The 24,414-nt window shown below is 67.4% G+C and carries 28 protein-coding genes and 2 tRNA genes; 11 read left to right on the forward strand and 19 right to left on the reverse strand.

The annotated features are described in order from the left end of the window. Positions 1-120 precede the first annotated feature (120 nt). Positions 121-1,185, forward strand: coding sequence for an alpha/beta fold hydrolase (locus tag ACFJIX_RS14465; protein WP_377161178.1), 1,065 nt, complete (start codon positions 121-123; stop codon positions 1,183-1,185). 68 nt (positions 1,186-1,253) lie between these two features. On the opposite strand, the gene ACFJIX_RS14470 is transcribed toward ACFJIX_RS14465, so the two are convergent. The 3 genes from ACFJIX_RS14470 to ACFJIX_RS14480 all read right to left on the reverse strand — a co-directional run bounded on the left by ACFJIX_RS14470 (position 1,254) and on the right by ACFJIX_RS14480 (position 3,788). Further along, a tRNA-Asn gene (locus ACFJIX_RS14470) sits at positions 1,254-1,329 on the reverse strand. Between the two features lie 103 nt (positions 1,330-1,432). Next, positions 1,433-1,508 (reverse strand) — tRNA-Asn (locus tag ACFJIX_RS14475). Between the two features lie 36 nt (positions 1,509-1,544). Next, positions 1,545-3,788 (reverse strand): TonB-dependent siderophore receptor, encoded by a 2,244-nt coding sequence (locus ACFJIX_RS14480; protein ID WP_377161180.1) that lies wholly within the window; start codon positions 3,786-3,788, stop codon positions 1,545-1,547. A gap of 449 nt (positions 3,789-4,237) precedes the next feature. On the opposite strand from ACFJIX_RS14480, the gene ACFJIX_RS14485 reads away from it, so the two are divergent. The 3 genes from ACFJIX_RS14485 (at position 4,238) to ACFJIX_RS14495 (ending at position 5,528) form a co-directional block, all read left to right on the forward strand. Further along, positions 4,238-4,489, forward strand: a complete 252-nt coding sequence (locus ACFJIX_RS14485; RefSeq protein ID WP_331615332.1) for a hypothetical protein — start codon at positions 4,238-4,240, stop codon at positions 4,487-4,489. 251 nt (positions 4,490-4,740) lie between these two features. Continuing rightward, positions 4,741-5,070, forward strand: coding sequence for a DUF4148 domain-containing protein (locus tag ACFJIX_RS14490; RefSeq protein WP_377161182.1), 330 nt, complete (start codon positions 4,741-4,743; stop codon positions 5,068-5,070). Positions 5,071-5,276: 206 nt separating this feature from the next. After that, complete coding sequence (locus ACFJIX_RS14495; RefSeq protein WP_377161184.1) at positions 5,277-5,528, forward strand: hypothetical protein; 252 nt, start codon at positions 5,277-5,279, stop codon at positions 5,526-5,528. Between the two features lie 116 nt (positions 5,529-5,644). Here the strand turns inward: ACFJIX_RS14495 and ACFJIX_RS14500 are convergent, their stop codons facing one another. Both ACFJIX_RS14500 and ACFJIX_RS14505 read right to left on the reverse strand, forming a co-directional pair. Next, positions 5,645-6,046: a HEAT repeat domain-containing protein gene (locus tag ACFJIX_RS14500; RefSeq protein ID WP_377161186.1), complete on the reverse strand. Its 402-nt coding sequence runs from the start codon at positions 6,044-6,046 to the stop codon at positions 5,645-5,647. A 5-nt stretch (positions 6,047-6,051) separates the two neighbouring features. Further along, the gene (locus tag ACFJIX_RS14505; protein ID WP_377161188.1) at positions 6,052-6,384 is read right to left on the reverse strand and encodes a DUF3658 domain-containing protein; all 333 of its coding nucleotides are present in this window, start codon (positions 6,382-6,384) and stop codon (positions 6,052-6,054) included. A 256-nt stretch (positions 6,385-6,640) separates the two neighbouring features. Here ACFJIX_RS14505 and ACFJIX_RS14510 point away from each other — a divergent pair, with 256 nt between their 5' ends. Then, on the forward strand, positions 6,641-6,970 hold the full coding sequence (locus ACFJIX_RS14510) for a DUF4148 domain-containing protein (RefSeq protein WP_377161182.1): 330 nt from the start codon (positions 6,641-6,643) through the stop codon (positions 6,968-6,970). Between the two features lie 205 nt (positions 6,971-7,175). Next, complete coding sequence (locus ACFJIX_RS14515) at positions 7,176-7,427, forward strand: hypothetical protein (protein ID WP_377161190.1); 252 nt, start codon at positions 7,176-7,178, stop codon at positions 7,425-7,427. A 174-nt stretch (positions 7,428-7,601) separates the two neighbouring features. On the opposite strand, the gene ACFJIX_RS14520 is transcribed toward ACFJIX_RS14515, so the two are convergent. The 3 genes from ACFJIX_RS14520 to ACFJIX_RS14530 form a co-directional block, all read right to left on the reverse strand. Next, positions 7,602-7,937: a hypothetical protein gene (locus ACFJIX_RS14520; protein WP_377161192.1), complete on the reverse strand. Its 336-nt coding sequence runs from the start codon at positions 7,935-7,937 to the stop codon at positions 7,602-7,604. A 102-nt stretch (positions 7,938-8,039) separates the two neighbouring features. Beyond that, a complete protein-coding gene (locus ACFJIX_RS14525; protein ID WP_377161194.1) occupies positions 8,040-8,513 on the reverse strand; it encodes a hypothetical protein in 474 nt (157 codons plus the stop codon). 50 nt (positions 8,514-8,563) lie between these two features. After that, a complete protein-coding gene (locus ACFJIX_RS14530) occupies positions 8,564-8,722 on the reverse strand; it encodes a DUF4160 domain-containing protein (RefSeq protein ID WP_377161196.1) in 159 nt (52 codons plus the stop codon). Between the two features lie 239 nt (positions 8,723-8,961). Between ACFJIX_RS14530 and ACFJIX_RS14535 the strand changes: the two genes are divergently transcribed. The 4 genes from ACFJIX_RS14535 (at position 8,962) to ACFJIX_RS14550 (ending at position 12,602) form a co-directional block, all read left to right on the forward strand. After that, a complete protein-coding gene (locus tag ACFJIX_RS14535; RefSeq protein WP_377161198.1) occupies positions 8,962-9,453 on the forward strand; it encodes a hypothetical protein in 492 nt (163 codons plus the stop codon). A gap of 1 nt (position 9,454) precedes the next feature. Next, positions 9,455-10,135 (forward strand): PspA/IM30 family protein, encoded by a 681-nt coding sequence (locus ACFJIX_RS14540; RefSeq protein WP_377161200.1) that lies wholly within the window; start codon positions 9,455-9,457, stop codon positions 10,133-10,135. Then, complete coding sequence (locus tag ACFJIX_RS14545; RefSeq protein WP_377161202.1) at positions 10,132-10,758, forward strand: YqiJ family protein; 627 nt, start codon at positions 10,132-10,134, stop codon at positions 10,756-10,758. Before ACFJIX_RS14540 ends, ACFJIX_RS14545 begins: the two co-directional genes overlap by 4 nt. A gap of 104 nt (positions 10,759-10,862) precedes the next feature. After that, positions 10,863-12,602 carry a flotillin family protein gene (locus tag ACFJIX_RS14550; protein ID WP_377161204.1) on the forward strand — a complete coding sequence of 580 codons (1,740 nt, stop codon included), beginning with the start codon at positions 10,863-10,865 and terminating at the stop codon, positions 12,600-12,602. A 152-nt stretch (positions 12,603-12,754) separates the two neighbouring features. On the opposite strand, the gene ACFJIX_RS14555 is transcribed toward ACFJIX_RS14550, so the two are convergent. The 10 genes from ACFJIX_RS14555 to ACFJIX_RS14600 form a co-directional block, all read right to left on the reverse strand. Next, positions 12,755-13,846, reverse strand: a complete 1,092-nt coding sequence (locus tag ACFJIX_RS14555) for an NAD(P)/FAD-dependent oxidoreductase (RefSeq protein WP_377161206.1) — start codon at positions 13,844-13,846, stop codon at positions 12,755-12,757. Between the two features lie 66 nt (positions 13,847-13,912). Further along, complete coding sequence (gene fdxA / locus ACFJIX_RS14560) at positions 13,913-14,236, reverse strand: ferredoxin FdxA (RefSeq protein ID WP_297529664.1); 324 nt, start codon at positions 14,234-14,236, stop codon at positions 13,913-13,915. A gap of 96 nt (positions 14,237-14,332) precedes the next feature. Further along, on the reverse strand, positions 14,333-15,127 hold the full coding sequence (cobA, locus tag ACFJIX_RS14565) for a uroporphyrinogen-III C-methyltransferase (protein WP_377161208.1): 795 nt from the start codon (positions 15,125-15,127) through the stop codon (positions 14,333-14,335). A gap of 37 nt (positions 15,128-15,164) precedes the next feature. Continuing rightward, positions 15,165-16,457 (reverse strand): sulfate adenylyltransferase subunit 1, encoded by a 1,293-nt coding sequence (locus ACFJIX_RS14570; protein ID WP_377161210.1) that lies wholly within the window; start codon positions 16,455-16,457, stop codon positions 15,165-15,167. A gap of 84 nt (positions 16,458-16,541) precedes the next feature. After that, complete coding sequence (gene cysD, locus ACFJIX_RS14575) at positions 16,542-17,489, reverse strand: sulfate adenylyltransferase subunit CysD (RefSeq protein WP_377161212.1); 948 nt, start codon at positions 17,487-17,489, stop codon at positions 16,542-16,544. 9 nt (positions 17,490-17,498) lie between these two features. Next, complete coding sequence (locus ACFJIX_RS14580) at positions 17,499-18,398, reverse strand: phosphoadenylyl-sulfate reductase (protein ID WP_377161214.1); 900 nt, start codon at positions 18,396-18,398, stop codon at positions 17,499-17,501. Positions 18,399-18,400: 2 nt separating this feature from the next. Further along, positions 18,401-18,901 (reverse strand): DUF934 domain-containing protein, encoded by a 501-nt coding sequence (locus tag ACFJIX_RS14585; protein WP_377161216.1) that lies wholly within the window; start codon positions 18,899-18,901, stop codon positions 18,401-18,403. Positions 18,902-18,927: 26 nt separating this feature from the next. Beyond that, a complete protein-coding gene (locus tag ACFJIX_RS14590; RefSeq protein WP_377161218.1) occupies positions 18,928-20,616 on the reverse strand; it encodes a nitrite/sulfite reductase in 1,689 nt (562 codons plus the stop codon). A 257-nt stretch (positions 20,617-20,873) separates the two neighbouring features. After that, on the reverse strand, positions 20,874-21,794 hold the full coding sequence (ybiB, locus tag ACFJIX_RS14595) for a DNA-binding protein YbiB (RefSeq protein WP_377161220.1): 921 nt from the start codon (positions 21,792-21,794) through the stop codon (positions 20,874-20,876). Further along, positions 21,734-22,894 carry an ornithine cyclodeaminase gene (locus ACFJIX_RS14600; protein WP_377161222.1) on the reverse strand — a complete coding sequence of 387 codons (1,161 nt, stop codon included), beginning with the start codon at positions 22,892-22,894 and terminating at the stop codon, positions 21,734-21,736. Before ACFJIX_RS14600 ends, ybiB begins: the two co-directional genes overlap by 61 nt. Before the next feature lie 181 nt (positions 22,895-23,075). On the opposite strand from ACFJIX_RS14600, the gene ACFJIX_RS14605 reads away from it, so the two are divergent. After that, positions 23,076-23,501 (forward strand): Lrp/AsnC family transcriptional regulator, encoded by a 426-nt coding sequence (locus tag ACFJIX_RS14605; RefSeq protein WP_377161224.1) that lies wholly within the window; start codon positions 23,076-23,078, stop codon positions 23,499-23,501. Between the two features lie 29 nt (positions 23,502-23,530). On the opposite strand, the gene ACFJIX_RS14610 is transcribed toward ACFJIX_RS14605, so the two are convergent. Next, on the reverse strand, positions 23,531-24,382 hold the full coding sequence (locus ACFJIX_RS14610; protein WP_377161226.1) for a hypothetical protein: 852 nt from the start codon (positions 24,380-24,382) through the stop codon (positions 23,531-23,533). Positions 24,383-24,414: the final 32 nt, after the last annotated feature.

Below are 24,414 nucleotides of genomic sequence, written 5' to 3' on the forward strand. Positions count from 1 at the left end.
CCATCGGGGCTGGCCTTGATCACTCGTTGAGATACCTGCCCGCCGCGTCATCAAACTGAATGATTCGGCGCCGGCTCAGTTCCTGCACGCTGCCACCTTTCGCTCATGCCGGGAGGTGGAATGGCCGCGATCGACTACACATACCTGATTACCACGCGGGAGATCGACCGCAGAGGTCGATTTGGCACCGAACCCGGTGAGACGCATTTCATCCGCGTACCCTTCGGACAGAAGTCCTATGACCCGTCGCACGTGATCAAGGATCCAACGCGTTGGCGCAGGCTTGTCTGTGCTGCGGCCGATGGCGAGGAGGACGAAATCACCGGCACCAAGGGCGATGTTCTGGTTTTCGTCCATGGGTACAACAACGATATCGAGACAGTGCTCTGGCGCACCGAGATGCTGGAGACATCGCTGCGGGAACAGGGCTGGCGGGGTGCCGTCGTGGCCTTCGACTGGCCGAGCGCGAACTCGACGCTGAACTACCTGGAAGACCGCTCCGATGCGGCCGCAGTGTCGGACCGCATGGTGAAGGACGCCATCGGTCTGCTGATCGACGCGCAGAACGATCCTCAGAGCCCCTGTCGATTGAACACCCATCTGGTCGGCCATTCGACGGGCGCGTACGTGATCCTCGAAGCCTTCAATCAGGCGCAGAAGCGCGGCGATCTCTACAGGGCGGACTGGCGTGTCGCGCAGGTCGCGCTGATCGGGGGCGACATTGCATCCTCTGCACTCGATGCCTCCAGCGAATGGGGTCGAGCCATGTTCGATCGCTGCGTCAGAGTGACCAACTACGCCAACCGATTCGACAAGGTGCTGGGCGTCTCGAATGCAAAGCGGCTCGGGACAGCACCGCGTGCCGGGCGAGTCGGGCTTCCGCCGACGGCGCACTCGAAGGCGATCAATGTGGATTGCTCGACCTACTTCGCGAGCAAGGACCCGCGGACATCGGTGTTCCGCGGCACCTTCAACCATTCATGGCACATCGGCGATTCGGTCTTCGCATTGGATCTGGCGATGACGCTGGAAGGCGAGATCGACCGGCACCAACTGCCCACGCGCATCGATGCCGGCGCCGGTTGGGGGCTATCGCTGCGTGCGGGCAAGCGTCCCGACTTCCAGGCCGGGTGGGATGTCGATACGCCGGCGCTCGCACGCCGGGCGCTGCCTGACCCTGTGTGAGGTCGCTCGAGGGGCCGAACTTCGCAAAGAAAAAGCCCCATCCGCTTGCGCGAATGGGGCTTCAATTTTGGCTCCTCGACCTGGGCTCGAACCAGGGACCTACGGATTAACAGTCCGGCGCTCTACCGACTGAGCTATCGAGGAAAAGTCTGCTCAGATCCAATCGATCTGAATTCTTGGGCCAGCGTCTTCGGTCGGACGCCGGCTGAAATAAAACGAAGGTCCGAAGACCTTCGTTGTCTGATCTTGGCTCCCCGACCTGGGCTCGAACCAGGGACCTACGGATTAACAGTCCGGCGCTCTACCGACTGAGCTATCGGGGATCAGAGCCTAAGAGTATACACAGAAAAATCAGACCATCACAAGACCCACTCCACCGACGCCCGCCATGTGCGATTGGCGAGCGGGTACAGGTAGACGTGTCCGTATTGGTAGGGCGACTCGCGCCACGCGCGACGGTCCGTCACGTTGTCCACGCCCACCCGCCAGATCAGCAGTTGCCGTCCGACGTTCTGCTCGTAGCGCGCGCCCAGGTCCAGTCGCGTCCAGCTCGGGATCGCCACCGAGTTGTCCGGCACCACCATCCGCTTGCCCTCGTAGACCACGCCCGCCAGCAACTCCAGCCCGGGGATGCCCGCGCTGTGCCGCGCCTGCAGCTTCAGCACCGTCTCCGGCACGTTCGTCGGCTTCAGGCCGTTGAGCGTCGCGTCCGCGCTGCCGTCGCGGCGCGCGTGCAGCTTCATGCCGCTCACCATCAGGCCGCCGCCCGTCCACTTCAGGTCGGCCTGGGCTTCCACGCCACGATGGTTCTGCTTGCCGTCGATGCGGCTCTCGAGTCTGTCCTCGCCGCCCACCACGACCGGCACATCGTTCGTCGCCGGCTTGCTGATGTCGAAGTAGTTGATCGACCAGTCCACCGTGCGGCTGCCCGACTTCAGACCGATCTCCCATTGCTTGCTGCGGATCGCCGCCAGCGGCCGGCCCGCATTCACGTAGATCGGCAGGTTGGGCGCGACCGCCGATTCGACGCCTTCACCCCAGCTCGCATAGGCTAGCAACTGCGGGTCGATCGCGTAGCTCACGCCCAGCCACGGCGTCGTGACCGACTGGCGATAGCTCGTCGCTTCGTCGCTCTCGCCGGCGGGCACGTTCACCTTGAACGACTCGCGATCCAGACGCGTGTGCCGCACACCCAGCCAGCCCTGCCATTGCGCGCTGAACTGCATCGCGTCGCGGAAGTAGAACTCGGTGCTGCGCTCGGTGCGGTCCGTGTTGGTCGAACCCAGCGTCGGATCGGCCACCGTGGGCAGCGTGCCGTCGATGTTGCCGGTGCCTGCCCAGTTGTAGGCCTGACCCTGCAGCCGGCTCTTGTAGCGCGAGAACAGCACGCCGGTCGACACCTGGTGCTCGATGCCCAGCAGGCTCAGCTTCCCTTGCGCCGACAGGTCGAGGGCATCGCTGTTGCGATGCTCGTTGTCGCTGCGGAAGTCGTATTGATCGAAGGTGCCGTCGGGGCAGTAGGTGCTCGGGTAGTAGGTGCCGTCGCCCGCGGTGCAGCCGAACGGATAGGCGAGGCGGTCGTCGTTCACCAGGCGCTGGATCGCCGCGTGCGCCTGCAGCTTCCAGTCGGCGTTCAGCTGATGCTGCACGCGCAGCGAAGCGGTGCGGCCCTCGAAGACCACCGGCTGGCTCCACGACTGGTTGTTCAGGTTGATGCGCGGGTCGATGGACTTCGCGTCGGGCAGCTTGTCGCCGAGCAGGCTGAAGCCGGGCTGGCTCGGCTGGGACTGGCGGCTGATCTCGACTTCCGCCTCGACCAGCGTGTCGCGCGTGACGCGCCAGTCGCCGGCGACGGCCATCATCCAGCGGTTGCCGTCGGCATCGCGCAGCTCAGGGCGCAGCTTGGCGGCCTCGATGTTGACGCGCAGGCCGAAGGCCTTGTCGTTGCCTTGACCGTCGCCGAAGCGGTGGCTCCAGTCCATCGCGGACTCGACGGTGCCGCGTTCGCTGACGCCCAGGCGCACGCTGGTGAGCTCCACCGTCGGGCGCTTCACGACGAGGTTGACCAGGCCGCCCGGCGCGCTCGTGCCGGCCTGGATGCCAGTCGTGCCCTTGATGACTTCGAGGCTGCTCTTGTTGGCCAGCGACCGCGCGGTTTCGGCGTTGATCGGCAGACCGTCGCGGCGGTAGTTGAAGCGGTTGTCGAGGTCGTAGCCGCGGATCTTCAGATAGGAGACGTAGCCCGCCGAGTTGTACGAGTCGCCCACGCTCGCGTCGAGCAGCGTGAGTCCGGCGATGCTGAACAGGCCGCGATCGGTGAGCTGCTCGGCGGTGACGATGCTCGCCTGGATCGGGAGCTTGGCGACGGGCGTGTCGCCGAAGCCGCCGGCCATGACGGGCGCTTCCGACGTGCCCTTGACGACGACGCTGGGCAGGGCGGGGGAGGTCGCCTGCGCGCTGGTCGACGTGTTGGCCGACGCAGTGGCGGGCGCGGCGCCCGACGTCGTCGACTGCGCACCGGCATGGACCGAGACGCCGCCGGCGATCAGCGCGATCGCGAGCCGATGCAGCGGGAAGGAATTCAGAGCGGACGAAGTTGCCATCGATGTGCCGAAGCCAGAAATGCGATGGCAGGTCGGCAAACCGGACACGCCGATGAGAAGGCGGCGTGCGGGACACGAGGCGTGTCGAAGGCATGCTTCCCTGCGCGAGGATTACCTCTGCCGCCAGAGGGCGGCATCGAAGTCCACCGTTGCCGGTGGCTTCAGAACAGGTTCAAAGGGACTTTCTCAGCCGTGCCGTCGACGGATCGATGGCGCAGCACCCCTAGCGAAACTCGCCGGACGGGCTGGCGAGTGGTGGTGATTCTAGTCGAGCATCACTGCCCGCATCGACGGCCAGGCCTGTCGCGCGCCGAGGGCCGTTCCCGTTTGTCCGCCGCCCAAGCAGTTCACGCCGCCGCCGCGCAGCTTCGTCTCCTGACGCTCGCAATGAGCCGGGCCGATGACGACACTGACTCCATCGACACAGCAAACGCCTTCAGGAGATCGACATGAACGCCACCCGCCTTAGCATCACTTCCGCCACCAGCACCACCGTCAAGGCCGTCGCCTTCGGTGCCATCGCGGCGCTGGCCCTGGGTCTCGGGATCGCTCATGCACAAGGGCAGCGCGAGATGCGTGCGTCGATCGTCACGCTGGATCCGGTGGTGATCACCGTGAAGCGCGAACAGCTGCCCACGGTCTACATCACCGGCCGTCGCAGCGCCGACGCGGTCGACACGCAAGTCGCCTCGGCCGAGTGAACGTCCCAGGTCGCGCTGTATCGGTGGAGCGATCCACGGACTGACGCCCTTCGGTTCGCTCCAATGCAAGACGCCCGGCAATGCCGGGCGTCTTGCTTTGTGCCGGCGATTGTTGCGGCGATCACAACGGCCCATTCCGACGCGGCCCGTTTATCCAGACGAGGCCCGCGCCTAACCTTCAGTCATCGGCAAACGACGCCGGCCCAAGACCCCAGACACCCCGATCCAACGCTCTCTCAAAGGAAACCATCATGACCGCCAAGACCCTGATCGCCACCGCCCTGATCGCCCTGTCTGCCGCTGCCGTGCCGGCCTTCGCGCAGAGCTACAGCCACCTCGACCCGATCACGCAGACCCAGAAGAGCCGTGCCGAAGTTCTGGCCGACCTGGCGATCTATCGTGAATCCGGCCTGGCCGCCGTGGACCGTACCGAGGACTTCGCCCTGAACGCCAACCAACGCGCCCAGGCTGAAGCCCGCTACGCGGCGCTGAAGTCCTCGCCGAAGTACGCCGAACTGGTGCAGCGCTTCGCTGCCAAGGAAGGCAAGGGCGCCGTCACGGAAGGCGTGTCCGCCCGCTGAGCCTCGATCCAGCCCCCCGCAGCGCCGCCCGGACGCAGGTCCTGGCGGCGTTTCTCATTGAGAGCGTCCGATGGCGCTGTCCGTTTGTCCGTCGCTGATGCAGTTCACGCCGCCGCCGTGCAGCTTCGTCTCCTGACGCTCGCAATGAGCCGGGCCGATGACGACACTGACTCCATCGACACAGCAAACGCCTTCAGGAGATCGACATGAACGCCACCCGCCTCAGCATCACTTCCGCCACCAGCACCACCGTCAAGGCCGTCGCCTTCGGTGCCATCGCGGCGCTGGCCCTGGGTCTCGGGATCGCTCATGCACAAGGTCAGCGCGAGATGCGCGCCTCGATCGTCACGCTGGATCCGGTGGTGATCACCGTGAAGCGCGAACAGCTGCCGACCGTCTATATCACTGGCCGCCGCGATACGTCGGCTGATGACATCCAGGTCGCTTCCGCCCAGTAAGCGCTGACGGTTGAGCTGTATCGATGGAGCAAGCCCCTGGCTGACACTGCCCCTGACGCTCCCCCCCAACGCCCGGCCCGTGCCGGGCGTTTTGCTTTCTGACTACCGGAGCTTGTCTACTCGGTCTGAAGAAGTTCCAGCAGGGCTTCAAGGGCCTCGACGTGGTGCTCTTGAGTCAGGCTTTCGACGGGATGCTGCGCCAGCTGCGCGCGTATGCGCTCCAGCGATCCAGTGGGGGCCGTGTTGTCCTCAAGAATGGCGAAAGCCCCCATGGAGACTTCAAAATTCCCCGTGAGGGCGAGAGACACGAGCGATTCCAGGTGCTCCGACTGATCGAAGGCCGACAACGCATGGACCAGCGTGCCGCGATGGTTAACGTTCTCTGGCCGATTGATGACCCTCCACAGGACGGGGACCGCTCGCGCGTCGCCGCGGTCCATCAGTTCGAGCGCCGCCACATGGCGAACGCCGGCATCCGTGCTCTCAACCTGCTGGAGCAGGGTGTCGATGGATTTCACGGGCGTCACTCGCTGGCGCCACCCGCAGGCTGATGTAGCCGGATCTCCGAGTATCTTGGCCTGAAGGGGTCGCCGGCGACCTCCAGCGTCCCAAGGCCTCCGAGCTCTTGCACGCGATAACTCAGGAACTCAAACGGCATATCCGGGAACCTCCGTTCGAAGTCGTTCATCACCGTGGCGATGACACGAGCGACCTTCTGCCATCTGGTGCTGGATGCGGCCAGCAACAGCGCATCCACCTGAGACGCCTCGGCAGGTGTCGGCGCGCGCATTGACGCCAGTTCCTCGTCGGAGAGTGCGTCCCAAGGGTGTTGATCGTCGTCCAAGTCGGATGCCATGGTGAAGGTTGTCGATGACAAGGGTACACGCCCTGATCGGCGCCACGCTCCAGCACCAGCGATTCGCCGGCCACTGGCCCGACCTGACGTACCGGCGCGGTTGAGCGCGGGCGATTGTTGCGGCGATCACAACGGCCCATTGCGACGGGGATCGTTTATCCAAACGGGGCCCGCACCTAACCTTCAGGCATCGGCAAACGACGCCGGCCAAAGACCCCAGACACCCTGATCCAACGCTCTCTCAAAGGAACCCATCATGACCGCCAAGACCCTGATCGCCACCGCCCTGATCGCCCTGTCCGCCGCTGCCGTGCCGGCCTTCGCGCAGAGCTACAGCCACCTCGACCCGATCACGCAGACCCAGAAGAGCCGTGCCGAAGTTCTGGCCGACCTGGCGATCTATCGTGAATCCGGCCTGGCCGCCGTGGACCGTACCGAGGACTTCGCCCTGAACGCCAACCAACGTGCCCAGGCTGAAGCGCGCTACGCGGCGCTGAAGTCCTCGCCGAAGTACGCCGAGCTGGTGCAGCGCTTCGCTGCCAAGGAAGGCAAGGGCGCCGTCACCGAGGGCGTGTCCGCCCGCTGAGCCTTGAATCAAGCCGCACAGCGCCGTCAGGACGCAGGTCCTGGCGGCGTTTTCCGTTGAGGACCGCCCGGAGCCGCTCCCGCTCGTCCGCCGCTGATGCAGTTCACGCCGCCGCCGCGCAGCTTCGTCTCCTGACGCTCGCAAGCAGCCGGGTCGATGACGAGACTGACTCCATCGACACAGCAAACCCCTTCAGGAGAACGACATGACCACCGACCGCTTCCACATCGCTTCCGCCACCGAAACCACCGTCAAGGCCGTCCTCTTCGGCGCCGTGACCGCCGTGGTGCTCGGCCTGGGCATCGCCCACGCCGAAGGCCAGCGCGAGATGCGCGCCTCGATCGTCACGCTGGATCCGGTGGTCATCACCGTCAAGCGCGAACAGCTGCCGACCGTGTACATCACCGGCCGCCGCGACACGTCGGCCGACGCTGTCCAGATCGCTTCGGCTCAGTAAGCCCTGACGGTTGCGCTGTAGCGATGGAGCAAGCCATCGGCTGACACAGCCCCTGACGCTCCCCACAAACGCCCGGCCCGTGCCGGGCGTTGTGCTTTCAGTCCTGTTGGGGGCGTGCCAGCCATTGGCATGTGGGCCGAGCTCGGGGTAATGGGTGTTTCGACAGCAGATGGCTTAAAACTTGATGCCGCCCGGGAGCAGGCGGAAGAACGTCCAGACCAGGAACGCGATCACCGGGATCACGATCGCATAGACGTTCAACACCTGTCGCCAGTTCAGCGGCACGGGCTCTGCGGCCACGGATTGTCCCGTGAGGCTGGCGCCGCTGCTGAGCAGATGCGAGTGATCCTGCGGGGCGCCATCATGGGGCGGAAAGACGCGCCATGAGCTGAGTGGCACCAGTGGCAGTCCGAGGAGGACGATCCACTTCGTCGTGATGTATCGACCGCCGCGATCGTGCTCGCGTTCGCCGACGTACTTCGTCCCGGTCCCGTTGAATGTGGATGGCATCGGTCTTTTCTCCCTCACAAGAAATGCCCGCATAACGCGGGTCTGGCGGGGATTCTCTGGCATCCGGTGAGGGGCTCGGGGATCTAGGCTGGCCGCGTGAGCTCACGCGGCCAGCGCGAATCGATCGTCGACCTGGCCCAGCTTCATCGCCCGCCAACCGAGGCAGGCCAATGCCACGGTCCGAGGAACAGCCTTCGCCCCGCTGCGGTAGTACGCGACCATGCGACGCGACATCCCCAAGGCGATGGCCGCCGTCTCCAGATCCAGCCCGTTCTCGTACATCCAACTGACGATGAACTCGTGGGAGATGCCGCCCGTCTGTTCGATGCCCATCGCGCGAAGGTTGTCGGCCGCGAGTTCCAACGCGCCATCCTCGTCCCAGACGACGGTGTCGTCGAACTCACCCAGGCGCGCTTTCATGAAGAGAGTCTGATCCTTCAACGGTTCGAGAGAGCGAAGCTTCGTGATGACGTCGACCAGATCGACCTCGAACTTCTCCCCGTCGGCGAAAGTCAGGAGCAACGACGCCCGTGGCGTCGGCGCGACGCTGATCAGAGTGAACTGCGGTGTCTTCATGAATTCAGTTCCTTCCATGCCTTCATTAGCAAGGGCCGCTTGGTCTCTGCCTAGGCCAGCGCTTCCGACAAGGCAGCGCGGGGCACGTTTCCCGCGATCACTTTCAGATCCCTGATGGCCACAACTGCCTTGCTGCCGTCGTTGGCGCGGATATGGAAATGCGGTGGGAGGTGATCGTTGGCGTAGGCATCGTCCCCTTCTTGTTCCACCCCTGCATTGACCAATCACAAGCTTGCGCCTCCCACCAATGGGGGAGGGTGATTGACTGCCGCGACCTCGCCCGGTCCACTCCGCTCTCGGAGCGGAAAGAGGACTTCGGAAAAATCTGAGGGGTCGCCAGAAAATGCGACTGAACTCGATTGTTGACGAGTGAATTCAGATGAATACACTGGACTCGTCCCAACGCTTTCCGGCCCCCGACATGACTCCGAGCAGTTCGCCCCCCACCATGGAGCCCCTGTCGGCCCGCGTCCCGAGCGACCTCTACTTCTGGCTGTCGCAGCTGCAGGTCGAAGGCGCGGCCACCAACAGCGACAAGCTCCGCGTGCTGCTCGGCCAGCTCAAGCGGCAGCACGACGGCGCCTTCGACTACGTGACCGCCCATGCCTGGACCCGCGACCTGACGGCGCGGCTCCGTGAGTCGCTGGTCCGGGTCGAGAACGATTCCGGCCAGCATTCCGAAGTCGTCAGCCTGCTGCTCGACCACTTCGTGGGCGCGCTCGCGCTGGCCATCAGCCAGGCGCCCGCCGACGCCGACGAGGCCCGCAAGTTCGAGGAAGCGCTGGTGCGCCGCGCCTCCGCGCTGAGTGAAACGCTGCTCAGACAGGGGACGCCGCTCACCGCCTCCGCCTACGACCCGCAGGTCGTGCGCCGTCACCTGGGCAACACGCTCGAACTCGCCCATCCCCTGCAATCCGCTCCGCTCCCGAAAGGCAACTGAGATGACCGACTCCCTGAAGACCCGCGTCGGCCGCGTGATCGCCGGCGGCGTCCATGCCCTCCTTGATCGCATCGAGGACCAGGCTCCCGAGGCCACGATGGAGCAGTCGATCCGCGAGGCCGATGCCGTGATCGACGACGTGCGCCACGAGCTGGGCACCGTCTCCGCCAACCGGCATCTGTCCCAGCGCCAGCACGCCAACCTCAACCAGCTGCACGCGTCGCTGTCGTCGCAGATCGACGAGGCGATGACCGCCGGCCGCGAAGACCTCGCCCGCGCCGCGGTCGCTCGTCAGCTCGACATCGAGGCGCAACTGCCCGTGCTGGAGACCACGCTCGCCGAGCACGCCCGCCAGGAAAACGAGCTGACCGGCTTCGTCGCCGCCTTGCTGGCGAAGAAGCGCGAGATGCAGGACGCGCTCGCCGAATTCCGCAGGAGCCGCGCTGCCGCTGCCGCCACCGTGACGGCTCCTGCGGGCGTCGGCGGCGCCGCCGGTGCCGCCCACCGCATCGGCAAGGTCACCGACGCCTTCGACCGCGTCTACGAACGCCAGACGGGCCTGGCCGGCACCGCGCGCCAGAACAGCCTGCAGCAGGCCGCCCAGCTCAAGGAGCTGGACGACCTCGTCCGCGACAACAAGATCGCCGAGCGCATGGCGCAACTGAAGGCCACGAAGTCATGAGCCTGTTCACCGCGCCGCAGAACCTGCCGTTCGGCATCGGGTTCGCGCTGATCGTCGGTGTCGCGCTCGTCGAGGGCGCGGGCATGCTGATCTCGTTCAGCCCGAGCAACCTGATCGACGACTGGCTGCCCGACATCCATGGCGACAGCGCACTCGACCGCGTGCTCGGCTGGCTGCATCTGGGCAAGGTGCCGGCGCTCGTGCTGCTGCTGCTTTTCCTGACCGGCTACACGGTCTTCGGCTACAGCCTGCAGGTCGTGATGAACGGGCTCTTCGGCGGCTACCTGCCGGCCGCCGCCGCCGGCATCGCCGCCGTGCCCGCCGGACTGGCCACCGTCCGCGGCCTGGGCGCGCTGATCGCGCACATCATTCCGCAGGACGAGACCAGCGCCATCAGCGAGCAGAGCCTCGTCGGCCGGGTCGGTGTCGTCGTTGCCGGCGCCGCCCGCCGCGGCCTTGCCGCGCAGGCCAGGGTCAAGGACGTGCACGGTCGTTCGCACTACCTGATGGTCGAGCCCGATGTCGACGACGAGGTCTTCGAGGAAGGCGTGCAGGTGCTCATCGTCAGCAAGGTCGGCGCCTTCTACCGCTGCATCCACAACCCGCATCCGACGCTGATGTAGACCGTCGCCCGCCGCAACGAACGCCCGGCACGTTCCTCCGTTCCAGAGCGCCGGATCCACCGGCCCACCCGAATTCAAAGTTTCATCGAGGGAGCAAACAGTCCATGGACAACCTGATCGAGCTGCTGGTCATCTCCGGCATCGCCCTGCTGGCGCTGCTCACGATCGGCATCATCTTCGCGCGCCTCTACAAGCGCTCGACGAAGGAAACCGCCTTCGTCCGTACCGGTCTCGGCGGCCAGAAAGTGATCATGGACGGCGGCGCCATCGTGCTGCCGGTCTTCCACGAGCGCGTGCTGGTCAACATGAACACGCTCAAGCTCGAGGTCGTGCGTCGCGAGCGCGAGAGCTTGATCACCCGTGACCGCATGCGCGTCGACGTGACCGCCGCGTTCTTCGTCCGGGTGAAGCAGACGGAGGAAGCCGTGAGCATCGCCGCCCAGACGCTGGGTGCCCGCACGCTGAGCCCGAACGAGCTCAAGGCGCTGGTCGAAGACAAGTTCGTCGACTCGCTGCGCGCGACCGCCGCGACGATGTCGATCCAGGAGCTGCAGGACAAGCGCCGCGACTTCGTGCAGGCCGTGCAGAACGCCGTCGCCGAAGACCTGGAGAAGAACGGCCTGGAACTGGAGTCGGTCTCGTTGACCAGCCTGGACCAGACGGACAAGCAGTTCTTCAACCCGAACAACGCCTTCGATGCGGAGGGCCTGACGCGGTTGACCGAGCAGACCGAGGCGCGCCGCAAGCAGCGCAACGACGTCGAGCAGGACACCGAGGTGCAGGTCCGGACCAAGAACCTGGACGCCACGCGCCAGAAGCTGACGATCGACAAGGATCAAGAGTTCGCGAGCCTGGCGCAGCAGCGTGAGATCGAGATCACCCGCGCCGAGCAGGTCGCGTTGATCGCGTCGCAGCAGGCCGAGCGCGGCCGCCAGGCCGAAGCCGCCAAGATCGAGGCCGAACGTCAGGTGAGCCAGAAGCGCATCGAAGCCGATCGCGAGATCAAGTCGGCGGAGATCGAAAAGAATCTGGTCCTCCAGACCCGCGAGATCGAATTGGAGCGCAAGACCGAGATGCAGCGCGCCGAGCAGCGCAAGCAGGTCGAGATGGCGCGTCAGGACACGCAGATCGCGATCGCGACGAAGTCGCGCGAGCAGTCCGACGCGGACGCGGCCGCCAACCTGGCGCGCTCCGAGGCCGTGAAGGCAGAGGAACTCGTGAACACGGCGCGTCAGGTCGCGGTGGCGGAGCGGGAAAAGAGCATCCAGCTGATCGAGGCCTCGAAGGAAGCCGAACAACTGGCCATCGCGGTCCGCGTGTCGGCCTCCGCCGAGAAGGAGGCCGCGTTGGACCGTGCCGAGGCGCTGACCATCGAAGCCACGGCCAAGCAGGCCGCGGCGCTGGCGGAGGCCGAAGGTCGCCGCGCGATCAACGAAGCGCTGAACACCTTGTCTGCCGCTCAGATCGACCTGCAGGTCCGCACGATGCTGCTGCAGCAGCTGCCCAACATCCTGGAGCAGGCCGTGCGTCCGATGGAGAAGATCGACTCGATCCGCATCTTCCAGGTCAACGGCATGCCGGGTGCGGGCGGCGACGGCACAGGCGCGGCGAACGGCCAGGGCGCCCATGGCGCGGCCGGCGGCGCGACCTTCCCCGAACAGGTCATGAACTCGGCGCTGCAGTACCAGATCGCCAAGCCCATCGTCGACGCGGTGATGAAGGACGCGGGGCTGTCCAACGAAGGCATCACCGGCGTTGCGCAGTCGCTGGCCGGCATGCTCTCGCAGGGCAGTGGCGCGTTGCCGCACGCCGCGAAGCCGGCGATTGAAGGTCCGCAGGCCTGATCGAGAGCGGCGTGCCTTCACGGCGCGCCCGCTCACTCGATCGCGCGCTGGATCGACCGTGCGCTGTCAAGCAACAACAAAGGAAAAAGCCCGCAGGCATCGCCAGGCGGGCATTCTTTCTGTCGGGGACCTGCGGTCCTGCGAGGTGGGACTCAGTCGAAATTCGGCGTCTCGACGCCCAGCACCTTGTGCAGCTTCGGGCTGGTGGTCGTGTACTGCAGGTGCACGCGCTTGTCCGGGTTGATGATCGGCATCGCGCCGAACGCGGCCAGCGCGGCCTCGTGGAAGCCCGACAGGATCAGCTTCTTCTTGCCCGGGTAGGTGTTGATGTCACCCACCGCGAAGATGCCCGGCACGCTGGTCTGGAACTTCTCGGTGTCGACCTGGATCTGCTTCTTCTCCAGCGCCAGACCCCATTCGGCGATCGGGCCCAGCTTCGGCGACAGGCCGAAGAACACCAGCACCTGGTCCGCCGGCACGATGCGCGTCACGCCGTCCGCGCCCGTGACCTTCAGGCCCTTCAACGAATCCTCGCCCTCGTCCAGGTCGCTGACCTGACCGACGATGAACTGCATCTCGTAGGCGTCGCACAGCTCCTTCATCTTGGCGACCGACGCCGGCGCGGCACGGAAGCCGTCTCGACGGTGCACCAGGATCACGCTCTCCGCCTTGTGCGGATTGCCATCGTCATTGGCCGCGCAGAAGTTCAGCGCCCAGTCCAGCGCCGAGTCGCCGCCGCCGATGATCACCAGGTTCTTGCCCGCGAATTGCGACGGGTTGCGCACGCGGTAATGGACCTGCGAGCCCTCGAACTTGTCGATGCCCTCGATCTTCAGCGTGCGGGGCTGGAACGAGCCCACGCCGCCCGCGATGAAGATGGTCTTGGTCAGGAACTGCGTGCCCTTGCTGGTCGCGACGAAGAAACGCCCGTCGTCCTGCTTCTCGACCGTCGTGACCTCCTGGCCCAGATGGAAGGTCGCGCCGAACGGCTCGATCTGCTTCATCAGGTTGTCGGTCAGCTCCTTGCCCGTCACCACCGGCAGCGCCGGGATGTCGTAGATCGGCTTGTCCGGGTACAGCTCGATGCATTGGCCGCCGGGATAGGCCAGCGAATCGATGATGTGGGCCTTGATCTCGAGCAGGCCCAGTTCGAACACCTGGAACAGGCCCACCGGGCCCGCGCCGACGATGACGGCATCGGTCTCGATCACGCCCGCGTGCGGGGCGGAGGTCGCTTCAGTCACTTGCGTTTCCATTCTTGTGTGGGGCGGCCGCCGGCAGGGTCCGACGCCGCGGGATGAGGGGATCGGTCAGCGGACCAGCTGATCGATCTTGCCCGTCTTGTCCTTCCACTCCTCGGCGTCCGGGAGCGGGGCCTTGCGCTTGGTGATGCTGGGCCACTTCTTCGCCAGGTCGGCGTTCAGCTTGATCATGATCTGCTGGTCGCCGGGCACGTCTTCCTCCGGCACGATCGCGTTCACCGGGCACTCCGGGATGCAGACCGCGCAGTCGATGCATTCATCGGGGTCGATGGTCAGGAAGTTCGGACCTTCGCGGAAGCAGTCGACGGGACAGACATCGACGCAATCGGTGTATTTGCAGCGAATGCAGGCTTCGGTGACGACGTGGGTCATGGCGGCTCTTCTAGTGGCGGGGCCGGCGGAGGGGCCCTCGAAAATCAGCGATCCCCTGGCTATGGGCGAGGTCGCGCTGACGGAAAACGGGAGATTTTAAACGTTCGGTGTTTGGACCAGGGATTCCGGCCCGCGCGGCTCAAGGTCTTGGCGTGAGGACGGCGTCGCGTAATCGCCCAGATCGGCACGCGGCGCCCCGGCCAGCGGGGCCGCGCCCGCCCCGACGATCACCACCGTCGGCCGCCCCTTGTGCAGCATCGACGCCGCGCCCAGCGACGCCACCTCGTGCTCGCTGGACAGCGCATCGGCGCAGCCCGCCCGCGACACGACGCTCACCGGCGTCGCGGCCTCCCAGCCCGCGGCGAGCAGCCGGCGGGAGAGGGCGGCCAACTGCTGGCCGGCCATGTAGAAGACTTCGGTGTCGGCGGACCTGCCGGCCTGGAGCTCGCCCTCGCGCGTCATCGCGGTCGTCAGCGCGACGCTGCGGCCCGCGCCGCGCCGCGTGAGCGGGCGCCCGGTCTGCGCCGCGGCTGCGATCGCAGCCGTGACGCCAGGGACGATCTCGTACGGAATGTCCGCTTCGGCCAGCGCCAGCAGTTCCTCCTCGAGGCGACCGAAGACGCTGGCATCGCCGCCCTTCAGGCGGACGACGGTGTCATGCGACTTGGCCTCGCGGACCAGCGCGGCATTGATCGCCGTCTGCTTGGTGGAATGGCAGAAGCCGCGCTTGCCGACGTCGAGCCACTTCGCCTGCGGCGCGAGGTCGCGCAGCGCGGGGTCGGTGAGCGCGTCGAAGAGCACGACGTCCGCCAGCGCGAGCGCCCGCGCGCCGCGCAGCGTGATCAGGTCGGCGGCGCCGGGGCCGGCGCTGACGAAGAGGACACGTCCCATGGCGATGGCTCCTGGCGGTCGTTCGGGGTGGACGAGGTCAGCGGACCAGCAGCGCGCCGCTGGTGCGGTTGCTGGTGGGATCCACGACGATCAGCGCGCCGCCGACGCGGTTGTCCGCGTACGGCTGCAGCGGCAGCTCGGCCTGGAGCTCGATGGTGACGTGGCCGATCTCGTTGACCGACAGCTCATGCGCCTCGGTCTCGGCCAGCGTCTGGATGTCGAGCCGGTGGTCGATGGCGGCGATGCGGGCCTGGACCCAGCGGTTGCCGTGGCGCACCCAGTACTTGCGGCCGAGGACGGCGGGCTCGGTGTCGAGCCAGGCCAAGGTGGCTTCGAAGGTGCGCCGGGGCGTGGCCGCGCCCGGGGCGACGATCCAGTCGCCGCGCGAGACATCGACCTGGCGGTCCAGCAGCAGGCCGGCCGATTCGCCGGCGACCGAGGCGGCCACCGGCTCGCCGGCGCGGCGCAGTTCGCCGACGATGGCGGTCTGGCCGCTCGGCAGGATCTGCACTTCATCGCCGACCTGCACCTGGCCTTGCGCGATCCGGCCCCACAGCACGCGCGGGTTGTTGCCGGTGCCGTCGCCGTCCTTGGCCACGTACTGGACCGGCAGCGCCAGCGGCGCCTCGACCGTTTCCTGCACCGTCGGCAGCGACTCCAGCACCTGCAGCAGCGACGGGCCGTCGTACCAGTCCGCTTCGAGCGGCTGCGTCACGTTGTCGCCGCGCAGCGCCGAGACCGGCACGATCGCGGTCACGCGGATGCCGGCGGCCGACGCGAATTTCTCCAGCGCGGCCGAGACCTTGCGGAACGCGTCGCCCGGATTCGCGGCGGCGTCGATCTTGTTGATCGCGAAGACGATGCCCGGCACGCGCAGCAGGTGCGCGAGCAGGCTGTGGCGGCGCGTCTGCGGCAGCAGCGGGACGTCGTCGACCGCCAGGTCCAGCTTGGTCACGTCGACCAGCACCACGGCGGCATCGCTGCCCGCGGCGGCGGTGACCATGTTGCGCGTGTACTGCTCATGGCCCGGCGCGTCGGCAATGATGAACTTGCGCTGCTTGGTCGCGAAGTAGCGGTAGGCCACGTCGATCGTGATGCCCTGTTCGCGCTCGGCTTCGAGGCCGTCGGTCAGCAGGCTCAGATCGATCGGCTGGCCGGCGGCGCGCTTGGCCAGCGTGTCGAGCTGGTCGGCGAGGATCGCGCGGCTGTCGAAGAGCAGGCGCCCGATCAGCGTGCTCTTGCCGTCGTCGACGCTGCCGGCGGTCAGGAAGCGCAGCGCGCGGTGCGTCGTGTCGACGTCGGATTGCTGAATCTTGTGAAGGACGGTCATCGGGACTCCTGCCGGGCCGCCCCAAAGGAGGCCCGCGCCCCCTCGGGGGGCAGTGAACGAAGTGAACGTGGGGGCTGCGTCATTTCAGAAGTAGCCCTCTTTCTTGCGACGTTCCATCGAGGCGTCGGAGGTGCGGTCGTCCATGCGCGTGGCGCCGCGCTCGGACACGGTGACCGTCAGCGTCTCGGCGACGATGTCGGCGGCATTGGCGGCGGGGCTCTCGACCGGGCAGGTGCAGGTCATGTCGCCGACGGTGCGGAAACGCACCTGCGCCGTCTCGACGGTCTCGCCGGCTTCCGGCGGGGTCACGTCGGTCAGCGGCACCAGCAGGCCCTTGCGACGGATCACCTGGCGGTCGTGCGCGAAGTACAGCGACGGCAGCGGGATGTTCTCGCGGGCGATGTAGAGCCACACGTCCAGCTCGGTCCAGTTGCTGATCGGGAAGGCGCGGAAGTGCTCGCCCGGACGGATGCGGGTGTTGAAGAGGTTCCACAGCTCGGGCCGCTGCTCCTTCGGCTGCCATTGGCCGAAGCTGTCGCGGTGGCTGAAGATGCGCTCCTTGGCGCGCGCCTTCTCTTCGTCGCGGCGGGCGCCGCCGATGAGCACGTCGAAGCGGTGTTCCTCGATCGTCTCCAGCAGCGTCACCGTCTGGTGGCCGTTGCGCGATTCCAGCGGATGCGCCAGGCGGATCGTGCCCTTCTTGATGGAATCTTCCAGGTGGCCGACGACCAGGCGCTCGCCCATCTCTTCGACGCGGCGGTCGCGGAACTCGATCACCTCCGGGAAGTTGTGGCCGGTGTCCACGTGGACCAGCGGGAAGGGCAGCTTGCCGGCGAACTCGTTGCCGGCGATGCGGCGCTTGAAGGCCTTCTCGGCCAGACGCAGCACGACGCACGAATCCTTGCCGCCCGAGAACAGCAGGGCGGGGCGCTCGAAGGCGGCGGCCACCTCGCGCAGGATGAAGATGGCCTCTTCTTCGAGGTGGTCCAGATGGCGGTGGTCCGCCAGCGGCAGCAGTTGTTCGAGGTTCACGGGGGGCGTTCATGCCGGGGCTCCGGAGGTCGCGTTCAACGTCGGGGGGGACGCTTCGGGTTCAGATGCGGTGTCAGGCTCGGCGTGCGTGGCGTGCAGGCCGCATTCCTTGGCGGAGTCCTCCCACCACCAGCGGCCGGCGCGGAAGTCCTCGCCGACGGCGATCGCGCGGGTGCAGGGCGCGCAGCCGATGCTGGGCATGAACTGGTCATGCAGCGGGTTGTAGGGGACCACGTGCTGCTGCACGTAGTACCAGACGTCGGCCCAGGTCCACTCGGCCAGCGGATTGATCTTGGTGCGGACCTGGCCGTCGCCAGTCGTTTCGGTTTCGCGGAACGGGACCTCGGCGCGGTTGGCGCTCTGCTCGCGGCGCAGGCCGGTGATCCACGCGCTGCGGCCGGCCAGCATGCGCGACAGCGGCTCCAGCTTGCGCACGCCGCAGCAAGCCTTGCGGAGGTCGACGCTGCGGTACATCGGTTCCTCGCCGTTGGCGCGGACGAAGTGGACGACCTGCTCGTTCACCGGCGCGAAGACTTCCACCGCGATGCCGTAGCGTTCATGGATGCGCGGGATCAGCGCCAGCGTCTGCTCGTGCAGCTTGCCGGTGTCCAGCGTCGCCAGCGCGATGGGCAGGCCGTGGCGCGCGATCAGGTCGGTGATGACCATGTCCTCGACGCCCAGCGAGGTCGACTGCAGCGTGCCCGGACCGAAGTCCGCCGCGGCCTGCTTCAGGACCTCGACCGTGCGCGCGACGCGTTCGTCGAAGCCGGCGGTCTTGCGGGCATAGAGGCCGATGGCCGAGCCGACGCCCGCATCGGCGGCGCCGGGCAGCGCGGACACGCCGTTCGACGGGGTACCGGAGACGCCGCCGATCGGCGCGAAGTCCAGCGAAGACAGCTCGCCGCTCATGCTCAGGCCTCGGCCTTGTGCCCCTGGCGGGCGAACAGCGGGCGCGTCTCGTTGACGTCCGCCTGGTAGTGGCCGGGGAAGAAGCCGAGCGCGCGCTCGGCCGCTTCCTGGTTCTGATCGCCGCGCAGCTGGACCGCGTCGACGCCGCAGCGCTGCAGCAGCGGCAGCATGTCGACGAGGACTTCGCCGATCGCGCGCACCTCGCCGGCGTAACGCAGCCGCGAGCGCAGCACATGCGCCTGGCTGTAGGCGCGGCCGTCGACCCACTTCGGGAACTGCAGCACGACCAGCGCGAGGCGCGGCAGGTCGGCCTTCAGGTCGAGCACGTCGATGTCGTTGGGCAGGATCACGCCGGTGGCCAGGCCTTCCGGCCAGGTGTCGCGCACGGCGTGCCACTGCTCCAGCGTCAGCAGCTTGTGGTCGGCGGCGGCGGGGTGCGGCTGCGGGCCGTCCTCGCCCGCGCAGGTGTGCCAGGGATCTTGGGCCTTGGAGACGAACTTCATGATGCGGCGGCGGTCCGTGTTCGGGGTCAGTGCTTGGCGGTGGTGCGGCGGATCTCGTTGGTCGCCTGCTTGAAGGCGTCCAGGCCGATGCGGCGGACCGTCTGGAGGAAGCGTTCGCCGGCCTCGCGCTCGCGGCGGTAGGTGGCGATCACGGCTTCGACCGCGTCGGCCGCCTCATCGGCGGCGAAGGACGGGCCGATCACCTTGCCCGGCACCGCGGTGCCCGACAGCGTCGAGCCGTCCGAGCCCCCCAGCGTGATCTGGTACCACTCGCTGCCGTCCTTGTCGACGCCGAGCACGCCGATGTGCCCGCTGTGGTGGTGACCGCAGCTGTTGATGCAGCCGCTGATGTGCAGGTCGATGTCGCCGATGTCCCAGAGCTCGTCCAGGTCCTGGAAGCGGTCGGTGATCTCCGCCGCGACCGGGATCGAGCGCGCGTTGGCCAGCGCGCAGAAGTCGCCGCCGGGGCAGACGATCATGTCGGTCAGCAGGCCGATGTTGGGCGTGGCGAAACCGTGTTCCTTGGCGGCCTCGAAGAGCGCGGGCAGGTCGCTCTCGCGCACCCAGGGCAGCAGTAGGTTCTGGTCGTGAGAGACGCGCAGCTCGCCGTGGCTGTACGCGTCGGACAGCGCGGCGGCCGCGTCCATCTGCGCGTCGGTGATGTCGCCCGGCGGCAGGCCGACGCGCTTGAGCGACAGCGTCACCGACCGGTAGCCGCTGACGCGGTGCGCGTGGACGTTGCGCTCCAGCCAGCGGCGGTAGGCCGGCGAGGCGCCGTCGAAGATGTCGACGCCCGGCACCGGGGTCACGCCTTGCGGCTCGACGAAGCTGGCGGCGACGCGCGCCAGTTCGGCCTCGGGGATGATCTGTTCGTGGCTGCCGGTGTCGTCGCTCAGGATGGCCTGGTACTCGGCGTTGACCGCGTCGAAGTAGGCCTGGCCCTCGGCCTTCACCAGGATCTTGATGCGCGCCTTGTACATGTTGTCGCGGCGGCCGAAGCGGTTGTAGGTGCGCACGATCGCCTCGAGGTACAGCAGGATGTGCTGCCACGGCACGAAGGGGCTGATCTCCTGGCCGATGATCGGCGTGCGGCCCATGCCGCCGCCGACGAAGACCTGGAAGCCGATCTCGCCGGCGTCGTTCTTGCGCAGTTGCAGGCCGATGTCGTGCCATGCGATCGCGGCGCGGTCTTCCTTCGCGCCGGAGATCGCGATCTTGAACTTGCGCGGCAGGAAAGCGAATTCCGGATGCAGCGTCGACCACTGGCGCAGCACCTCGGCATAGGGGCGCGGATCGATCAGCTCGTCCGCGGCCACGCCGGCGGTGACGTCGCTGGTGATGTTGCGGATGCAGTTGCCGCTGGTCTGGATGCCGTGCATATCGACATCGGCCAGCAGGTCCATCACATCGGCCGACTGCGGCAGCGGGATCCAGTTGAACTGCAGATTCTGGCGCGTGGTGAAGTGGCCGTAGCCGCGGTCATGCTCACGGGCGATGCGCGCGAGCTGGCGCAGCTGGCGGCTGTCCAGCACCCCGTACGGCACGGCGATGCGCAGCATCGGCGCATGGCGCTGGATGTACCAGCCGTTCTGCAGGCGCAGCGCGCGGAAGTCGTCGTCGGGAAGCTGACCCGCCAGATGGCGTTCGAGCTGGTCGCGGAACTGGGCCGCGCGGGCGTGGACGAACTGGCGGTCGAAATCGGTATAGGCGTACATGGCGTCAGCTAGGGCCCGGCCGGGTTTCACAGGGGTCCCCGCCGCGTCGACTGACACCGCGGCTGGCCCAGGGCTGGCCGGGAGTCTGCACTCTATGAACGCTTTATATATATGAGAACTACAAATTCGTAGATTGCTTATGGCCAGATAAGCATATGAAGAATCCTGCAAAGGGCCGGACGCGGCTTGATTTCCTCTCCCGCAGGGGCGGGGGAGAGGGCGGGGTGGGGGGCGGGATTGGCGGCCGCAGGCCGCGCTCAGTCCCGCGCCAGCCGGCTCAGGGCCGCGATCTGATCGGCGATCCGCGGCGGCAGCGGCTCGGTGCCGGCCAGGATCGCGCGGATGAAGGCGGCGTTGGCGGCGGGCTCGCAGGCGGTCGAGAGCGGCCAGTCCAGATCCTCGTTGCTTGCCGGGTTGAGATCCAGACCTTGCCCGTTCGCGAAGCCTTGCAGGTGGGCCTTGCGTCGGAGGTGCAGGTAGGCCTCGCCCTCGCTGGCGCGCATGAGCAACGCGCGGCCGCCGTCGGCGCTCAGCCGCGGCAGCGCCTGGCCCATGCTGTCCACGTATTCCGGATGGGTCACCGCGACGACGCGCACGCTGCGACCCGGCAGCGGGTCCAGCAGCTTGGCGACGCTGTGACTGCTGTTGCGCAAGCCCATGCGGGGGCGCAAGGCCATCATGGCGTCCAGGCCGGGATGAAGGACGTCGGTCGGCAGGATCGCCAGGCGGTGCGAAGCCAGGCGCTGGCCGGCTTCGGTCACGTTCCGGGCGACGGGAAGTTCCAGGGCCTCGAAGAGTTCGAACGGACTGATGCGGCTGTCGAAGTCGTGCCGGCCGTGGATCAGCACCGGGATGCCGTCGCGCGCCAGCAGCATCGCCACCAGCGGCATCAGGTTGGCCTGCTTGCGTGCGCCATTGAAGGTCGGCAGCACGACGGTCCGGGGGCCGTCTGGCGCGTCCACGCGGGCCGCGCCGGCCTGCATGGCCTCGACGAAACCCAGCAGTTCATCGAGGCTCTCACCCTTGATGCGCATCGCGATCAGGATGGCGCCGCGCTCCAGGTCCGGCACGGTGCCGTCCAGCAGCGCGGCGAACAGCGTGCGTGCCTGCTCGCGCGTCAGGTCGCGGGCGCCACGAGCGCCTCGGCCGATTTCCTTGAGGAGGGGGGCGTAGTCCATGCGTCCTTCCGGTGAGGGACGCAGTTTAAGAGGGCCGCCCGGAGGCCCGCCGGGACGCCTGTCGCGGTCTCGGCGACGGGCGTCAGGTCCAGTTCGCCGAACAGGTCCTTCGGGTCGTCCATCTCGGGCACCAGCGCGAGCTCGCGACCCAGGCCGAGGGCCTCGGCGCGGTCGCCCAACCAGCGCAGCGTCGCGAAGTCCTCGAGCGCGAAGCCGACCGAATCGAAGACGGTGACCTCGTCGGCGCTGCGCCGGCCGGCCGCCTCGCCGCGCAGCACGCGCCAGAACTCGGTGACCGCGAAGTCCGCCGGCATCTGTTGCACGTCGCCTTCGATGCGCGACTGGGGCTCGTACTCGACGAACACGTTGGCTCGTGCCAGGACGTCGCGATGCAGCTCGGTCTTGCCGGGGCAATCGCCGCCCACGCCGTTCACGTGCATGCCGGGCTCGATCATGTCGGGCGTCACGATGGTCGCGTTGCGCTTGTCGGCCGTCACCGTCGTGACGATGTCGGCACCGCGCACGGCCTCGGCGGTGTCGCGGCAGCGGATCAGCGTCAGCCCGTCGATGCGCGACAGGTGACGGACGAGCTTGTCGGTCGCGGCCGGGTCGACGTCGAAGAGGCGGATCTCATCGATGCCCAGCAGGTGGTGGAAGGCCAGCGCCTGGAACTCGCTCTGCGCGCCGTTGCCGATCAAGGCCATCTTGCGCGAGCTGGGTCGTGCCAGGTGTTGCGCGACCAGCGCGGAGGTGGCCGCGGTGCGCAGCGCCGTGCTGAGCGTCAGCTCCGACAGCAGCCGCGGCGTGCCGGTCGCGACGTCGGCGAGCACGCCGAAAGCCATCACGGTGGGCAGGCCCACGAGGTGGTTTTTGGGGTGGCCGTTGACGTACTTGAAGCTGTAGAGCGAGGCGTCAGAGATCGGCATCAGCTCGATCACGCCGTCGTCCGAGTGGTTGGCGACACGGGCGCTCTTGTCGAACTGGCTCCATCGGACGTAGTCGTCGGCGATGTAGCGGGCGAGGGTCTGGAAGCTCTGGGCGATGCCGTCGTGCCGGACGACGCGGGCGACGTCGGGCGTGAGGAGGAGGCGGGTCGTCATCGGCAGTCTCATGGCTGTGGGAATGCCTCCATTCTTCGGATCGGCGTGTCAGCAGGAAGCCGGAGAACTGATCAATAATCGAAGCGCCTTGTGCATTTCGTCAGCGAACTCTGACGAAATGCCGTGAAATCCGGGTTAACCCAGGGCGGTCCGCGCGCAAGGCGGCCGTCGGCGCACCAACATGGACACACTCGACCATCAATTGATCGCGCTGCTGCGCCAGGACGCCCGCGCCAGCATCGCGACGCTGGCGCACAAGCTGAAGGTCTCGCGCGGAACCGTGACCAACCGGCTGACGCGACTGGAGGACAGCGGGCAGATCGTCGGCTACACGGTGAAGCTGCGGGCCGACGTGGTCCAGCCGCACATCACGGCGTGGATGAGCATCGCCGTGGAGGGCAACCGCACGCGCGAGGTCGTCGGCATCCTGCTCGGCGAGCCCGGCGTGGCGGGACTGTTCGATACCAACGGACGCTGGGACCTGCTGGCCGAGCTGCGCGCGGACAGCCTCAACGAGCTGGCCGAGATCCTGGAACGCGTGCGCCTGATCAAGGGCATCGGCGCGACCGAGACCAGCATCCACCTGCAGACGTACAAGCTGGCCTGAGCGCTTCTGCGCTTCAACGCTTCAACGCTTCAGCGCCTCTGCGGCTCCACGCTTCGGGCGGACGTCGGCGCATCGTCGTCGTCCGGCTCGGGCGCATCCGGTTCGAGCTGGAAGCGGCCGTCGCGCAGCTCCATGCGCGTGCGCTGCACCACCGCGCGGAGCGCGTTGCACGCACCCTCGTTGAAGCGCAGCACGATCTCGACACGCGGGCCGCGTCCGGGGCTCAGCACGCTGACGCCCGACGTCTGCGGCGCCGCATTCGCGCCGCAGGCGAGCGGCCCGGGTTTGTTGTCGAAGCCGAGTTCCGCGCCGAGCTGCATCTCGCCGTCGCGCTCGAGCACCAGCCGTTCGGTGCGGCTTTCGCGCCCGCGGTCGACGTCGTAGCGGCGGCTGCGCAGGATCCAGCGCTCGTCGGCGATCTGCAGCAGCTGCAGGTCCTCGTCGCCGGAGCCGGGCGCGCCCGGCATCAGCAGCAGGCCCTTGGCGCGGAGCTTCCAGCGGCCGGCCTCGTCGGCAGCCAGCACGGCGGCGCCGAGCGCCGGCACGCATGCGGCGCAGCGGAACTGGTCGCGCGGGCCGGGCGTCAGCTGGTAGACCAGCATCAGCTTGTCGACGTTCGATTCGACGTAACGCGCGCGGAAGACCTCGCGGACCTCGGCGCGCAGCGTCGGCGACCGCCCGCCGAAGAAGGCGGCCGCGCGTTCGTGGCGCCAGGTGTTGCCCCCGTAGACCAGCTTCATCGCCGTGGCGGCATCGGGCGGCTTGTCGATGGCGATGGGGATCTGGGCGCGCACCGCCGCCGTGACGAGCAGCAGCAACGCCGCGGCGCACAGGCGACGAAGGAAGCCGAGGCTGCGGCGGTGGGCGAGGGGCTCGTGCACGAAGGGCGGGCTCGGCGTGTGGCGAAGTCGCG

This window comes from Roseateles sp. UC29_93 (assembly GCF_042695725.1).
GTDB lineage: Bacteria > Pseudomonadota > Gammaproteobacteria > Burkholderiales > Burkholderiaceae_C > Roseateles > Roseateles noduli_A.